General features: G+C 42.6%; 4 protein-coding genes and 1 pseudogene. 2 read left to right on the top strand and 3 right to left on the bottom strand.

All coding sequences use genetic code 11. The features are described from left to right. The first annotated feature begins 472 nt into the window (after positions 1 to 472). On the top strand, positions 473 to 2143 hold the full coding sequence (locus EI162_RS13200) for an FAD-dependent oxidoreductase (RefSeq protein WP_192524780.1): 1671 nt from the start codon (positions 473 to 475) through the stop codon (positions 2141 to 2143). A gap of 186 nt (positions 2144 to 2329) precedes the next feature. Here the strand turns inward: EI162_RS13200 and EI162_RS13195 are convergent, their stop codons facing one another. Then, entirely contained in the window at positions 2330 to 3007 is a 678-nt protein-coding gene (locus EI162_RS13195; protein ID WP_192524779.1) for a TIGR00730 family Rossman fold protein, read from the bottom strand. A gap of 407 nt (positions 3008 to 3414) precedes the next feature. Here EI162_RS13195 and EI162_RS13190 point away from each other — a divergent pair, with 407 nt between their 5' ends. Continuing rightward, complete coding sequence (locus tag EI162_RS13190) at positions 3415 to 4311, top strand: alpha/beta fold hydrolase (protein ID WP_192524778.1); 897 nt, start codon at positions 3415 to 3417, stop codon at positions 4309 to 4311. Between the two features lie 203 nt (positions 4312 to 4514). Here the strand turns inward: EI162_RS13190 and EI162_RS13185 are convergent, their stop codons facing one another. After that, complete coding sequence (locus EI162_RS13185; RefSeq protein WP_192524777.1) at positions 4515 to 5201, bottom strand: putative quorum-sensing-regulated virulence factor; 687 nt, start codon at positions 5199 to 5201, stop codon at positions 4515 to 4517. 36 nt (positions 5202 to 5237) lie between these two features. Next, positions 5238 to 5377: pseudogene (locus EI162_RS13180) on the bottom strand (IS982 family transposase); the annotation flags it as partial.

Below are 5377 nucleotides of genomic sequence, written 5' to 3'. Positions count from 1 at the left end.
TTCTCTTTGTTGTGGTAAACAAGAGTGTAAGGCGTTGCTTATTTTTTTCAACTATCTCCCAATTCTATACAGCCCCTAGTCGTTTCTATCAATATATAAATTTACAAAAGCGCATAAAGATTACAAAACATGAAAACTAAAATACCTAATTTGGTTGAAAAACCACTGCACTGACTGCGTTCAAACATTTAAAATTTAATGGTTGCTCGTTGACAAAACTCCTGCATCTACTTACGTATCTGCCAACCTATTAGTTGTAGTTTTTCGTAGAATAACGCTATAAAGATTAAGCATTACTACACAATGGTAAATGTAACCATTGCGGCTTAATATCAACATTGAACTTGGCTACCTCTGCACGCATATCAATAGGATTAAGCCAACTGTATACAGACTATCTTAGATAAAAACCATTTAAAGAATATGCCAAGTATGACTTGATACCAATGCTATTAAGGATATAACAACGACAATGACTCACTCTTTTACGACCAATCAAACCCATAGTCAACGCCAACCAGCCAAACGCGTCGGTATTCTTGGCGGTGGTACAGCAGGGGCGACTATTGCGATTCGCCTAGCCGCATTAGGGCTTGAGACTTATTTGTTTGAAAAAAACAAATCATTAATCGATGGGCCGCCGATGTGCCATTTGCATGCTGGTGGCAACCTATATCGTGAAATCCCTGACGAAGATTGCGTCGCACTGCTCAAACAATGTATCGATATTTTGCGCCTTTATCCTTATACCATCGACGTGCGTCCAACAGTATTTGCCGTACCAACTCGCGATGAAGGCTTGCCAGAAGATTTATTGCCGCGCCTCGATATTTTAACCGATGCTTATCACGAACTTATCGCCCAAGATGCCAACAACAAAGTACTCGGTGACCCTGATGATTACTATCAGCTATATAGCCATGAACAATTGATTGAGCTGTCTGAACGTGAGCAAGTTACAGCTCCAAAGACCGTTGATGAATGGATGATACCAGTTGCTAAATACTTGGATTTAAATAAAGTTAAGTTTCCGCTGATTGTCGTACAAGAGTACGGTTGGAATATTTTTCGCCTAGCAGCTTCTGCACAGCTGGCGTTAGAAGGCTATGAGCATGCGCATGTATTTACGGATACTCAGGTTAAGCAAGTCATGCCTGTCGATTGCGAAAACTGCTCAAATGCCGATCATCATTTCACTAAATGGCGTATCGATTATCAGCAAGCTGCCCATTTGGCGCCTGAATCTAACAGTGAAGCTGACTCTATTGAAGTCGATTATTTAATCAATGCTTGTGGTTTTCGTACCGGCGTCATCGACGATATGGTCGGTGTAAAAGTCACACGCATGGTCGAGTTTAAATCCTCTTATATCACCCACTGGGATGACACTGGCGGACAGATACCGGAAATTATTGTCTATGGCAACCGTGGTACACCAGAAGGAATGGCGCAGTTAACGCCGTATCCAGGCGGTTATTTTCAAATACACGGCATGAGTAAATTTATCACGCTATTTGATGATGGGCTGGTCGCATCGAACAAAGACAGCGCCCAACCCAAGCTGCCGCCGCAATACGTGCATTATATCGAAGACGGCTGGGACAAAGCACCACTACAAGCGCGTAGCCAACAGGCCATTGATTATGTGGCTGAGTTTGTACCAACATTCCATAGCGCGCGTACTGTCGGCAATGCATTATATGGTGGGCAGCAAATACCCGGTGAAGACGATACGCTGCGAGTTGCTGATGTGAGCTTGTACTCTAATATACGCTATGCGCGTGCTGAAAATGTTAAAGCATCCTCGACGTTAATTGCGGCCGATCAAATCGTCGAAGAGCTAACTGAGCTTGGCTTGATTGATAACGACACACAAGCCAACCGTAATCGCTATGCCCATGAATGGTCTTATCTGGCGCGAAACGATAGCTTGGCTATCGATAAGGTTGCTCGTGTACTCGCAAAAGAACGCGGCTTTCCATTGGCAATGGCTGGCGTAAATCATGGTATTCGTGAGACGGCTTTAGACAGTTTGAGTAGAGATAAATTAAGTGCGGATAGCTTAAAGTCAAACAGCTTGAAATCAAACAACTTAAAGTCAAACAACTTAGAAACAGACAATTCAGACTCAGCGGAAGTATAACTATTCGCTGACAGCCTGTTATTTTTAGTGCTTATTTAATTTGTTAATTTAACTGGTTCAAAAGCTATCCAGTTAGCTAACGAGCTACTATAAAGAACGGTTATAAAAAGGGAGAGCATGGCTAATTAATCAGCCATGCTCTCCCTTTTTATAAAATACGATTATAAATACCGTATATATTAATGTCTAATTGCCAGCCATTTTTTCAGTATCAACGGCATCGTCTATTTTCACCACCGTCTTGAGCATGTCGATGGCTTCATCAATAGTATTACACACTACCAAGCGCTCAAGATCTTGTTGTTTCATAAAACCTTGCTCGGCAGTATATTTTAAATGGTCAATCATACGATCATAAAAGCCATTAATATTAAGAATAATCATCGGCTTTTCATGTTGATACAGCTGACGCCAAGTCGCAATCTCCATAATTTCTTCAAGCGTTCCAAGTCCACCCGGTAAAGTAATAAAAGCGTCGGCATATTCTGCCATCACTGTTTTACGGGTATGCATGGTATCGGTCAAATGTAGACGTGTCAGCTGCTCATGGGCAATTTCATGTTTGAGCATAAAGGTTGGAATCACTCCCACCGCTTGCGCACCGCCTTTAATCACTTCATCGGCGACTGCACCCATCAACCCAATACTCGCGCCGCCATAAACCAAACCTAAACCGTTATCCGCTAGCGCACTACCCAGCTCGCGTGCCGCCTGCTCATATACCTCACTATTACCCGAACGTGAACCACAATAAACCGCAACCAGTGGCATCGCTAACGTTGATTTTTTCACCGCTTTTTCAATATTGGTAATATCCTGGCTAGTAATGACTTCATAAGTAGCGTTGTTAATGTTCATTTGCATATAGCTTCCTTAATTTTTATAGCAATTTTTTATTGAGTATGAGTTTATTGTGGTTTGCTTATAGAGTGAGTATTTATCAGAAGATTTATCACCTACAAATCATCTTCGAAAATAAACATTCAGGCATATATCGACGGACAATAGTATCCAAGATAAATGAGGTAGAACTTAGAAGTCACATTCGAGCGCCTTACTTACCAGTATTTATTTTAACATAAGCGATGCTATCACGCGCTAGCGACGATTTATCAATACGCAATGACTACACATTCATAGGTGAACACTGATATCTAAGTGGTAGTAACTGGATATAGACAATCTATCGTGATTAAAAATTCTATTAGTTGATAAAGTATTGGATCAACGAGCCTATTAATAAAAAAGATAAAATACAACAAGGTCAAACTATGGAAAACACTCATCCCAGTTATCAGACAGACACATACTCGCTCAGTATCATGACCGAGCGCAATCAAGCATTGGCAGCCACTGTTTATCGGCCTAAAGGCGAGGTGAAAACAGCCGTCATGATCGCACCAGCAACTGGCATCAAACGCCAGTTTTATCATAATTTTGCGACGTATTTAGCCGAGCAAGGCTTTGGCGTACTGAGCTTTGACAATGAGGGTATTGGCGACTCACTGTCGTCTAATTTGGCAAAATGTGACGCCTCTTTAATCAGCTGGGGTCGCCACGATATGCCGGCTGTGCTCGATGCCTTACAGGATGAGTTTGCCGCTGCCACTTATCATCTGATTGGTCATAGCGCAGGCGGTCAATTGATTGGCTTGATGCCGAATTACAAAGCTCTTGCCTCTGTGTTTAATGTTGCATGCTCTTCAGGTCGTATTAAAAACATGGCTATGCCTTATAAACTCAAGGCGGTGGGTTTTATGGATGCCTTTATTCCACTCACCAACTTAGCGTTAGGCTACACGCCATCGGATAAAATCGGTATGGGTGAACCACTACCGCGCGGCGTCGCTCGGCAATGGCGTGAGTGGTGCAACGGCGCAGGTTATATCAAGACCGCTTTCGGTAACACTGTGCACACGCATTTTTATGACGACATAACTGCACCATCTTTATGGCTTGGCTTTAGCGATGACAATATTGCCAATAGCAAAAACATGGATGATATGATTCGCGTATTTACCCAGATGCCCGTTGAAAAATGCTTTTTTGACCCGAAAGATTTTGGCCTGAACAGCATCGGTCACATGCGTTATTTTAGTCGTAAAACCAATGCCAAAGCACCACAGCTTTGGCAAATGGCGGTTGATTGGTTAAATAAACAGCAATAGTACTCCATCTACTCTTAGGTAGGGGCTGTATAATTGATTCACTTTAAAACCGATACGAGTGCTACTGGAGTAAATTTTTCGCAGCCTCTGTCACGCTTGCGAACAGCAAGCAAGAAAAATTGACAACAGTAGCACTGTGGCTATTTACTTTATTACAATCGTATCGATTTTATTTAGAACTACTTATAGGATAATTATATTTACTATTTTTCTTTCGCTGTTTCATCTTCTGCTTTGACGCGCTTGGTCAATGCAGAATATAGCGATGGCTGCATATTATGAATATTGCCTAGCATCCATCTCACATAGCTGACTGGCACCTCTTTAATCAGCTTGCCCTTATGTTTGCCAAAGGGCATTTTACTGACTGGATTGGCTTTATTGGAAATAGCATGAGCGGCCACAAAATCTGTCGGTGAAATTTGTAGGCGCTCGCAGCAAGCTTGATACAGTAAATAGCACATGCGCGCATCACCTAGCGCGTCATGAGCAGCAATGGTCATTCTGCTCGCCTCGCTGCTGCCTAGTAACTGCTCGATACATTTAGATTGGCTATAGGCGCTCCATTCTGGAAAGGCCACGCGCGCAAGCCGCACCGTGCAGATAAGCTTGGCAGACGGGCTACCAATCACTCGCCAGTCAAAACGGACATTATGACCGATCAAATACTGCGGCAACTCAAATTGCCCAAGCTCAAAACGCTCAAGACCAGCGACATCTTCATCGGTGATACCATGAATTTTAATGACGACCGGTGATATTGAACGTCCGCTGTTAAAGTATTTCATCCACTCAAACCCAGTCATGACATTAATGGTCGCGACTTGAACAGGTCTTGGGTCACGACCTTGGTCGGTTTCGGTATCGATAATAAGTGCTGTATCAGTCATAAAGGATTGGCCATAGATAACAACATTACCCCACTCTCAACTTGAAATAAGCAACTCAAACTGAAGAGGCGGGTTACCAAGTTTTTTGTTGAGTACAAAGCATAGATTATGTGACAGAATCTTACGAATCAATCGATGAGACAAATGCCATAAATCTCTTGCCCGTACCCTTTGTA

The sequence above is a fragment of the Psychrobacter sp. FME6 genome (genome assembly GCF_014861365.1).
Classification (GTDB): domain Bacteria; phylum Pseudomonadota; class Gammaproteobacteria; order Pseudomonadales; family Moraxellaceae; genus Psychrobacter.
This window is presented reverse-complemented; position numbering and strand designations above follow the sequence as displayed.

What these genes read in the sequence shown, in the direction of transcription:
- EI162_RS13200 (WP_192524780.1), top strand. Translation starts at nt 473, where the DNA reads ATGACTCACTCTTTTACGACCAATCAAACCCATAGTCAACGCCAACCA.
- EI162_RS13195 (WP_192524779.1), bottom strand. Translation starts at nt 3,007, where the DNA reads ATGCAAATGAACATTAACAACGCTACTTATGAAGTCATTACTAGCCAG.
- EI162_RS13190 (WP_192524778.1), top strand. Translation starts at nt 3,415, where the DNA reads ATGGAAAACACTCATCCCAGTTATCAGACAGACACATACTCGCTCAGT.
- EI162_RS13185 (WP_192524777.1), bottom strand. Translation starts at nt 5,201, where the DNA reads ATGACTGATACAGCACTTATTATCGATACCGAAACCGACCAAGGTCGT.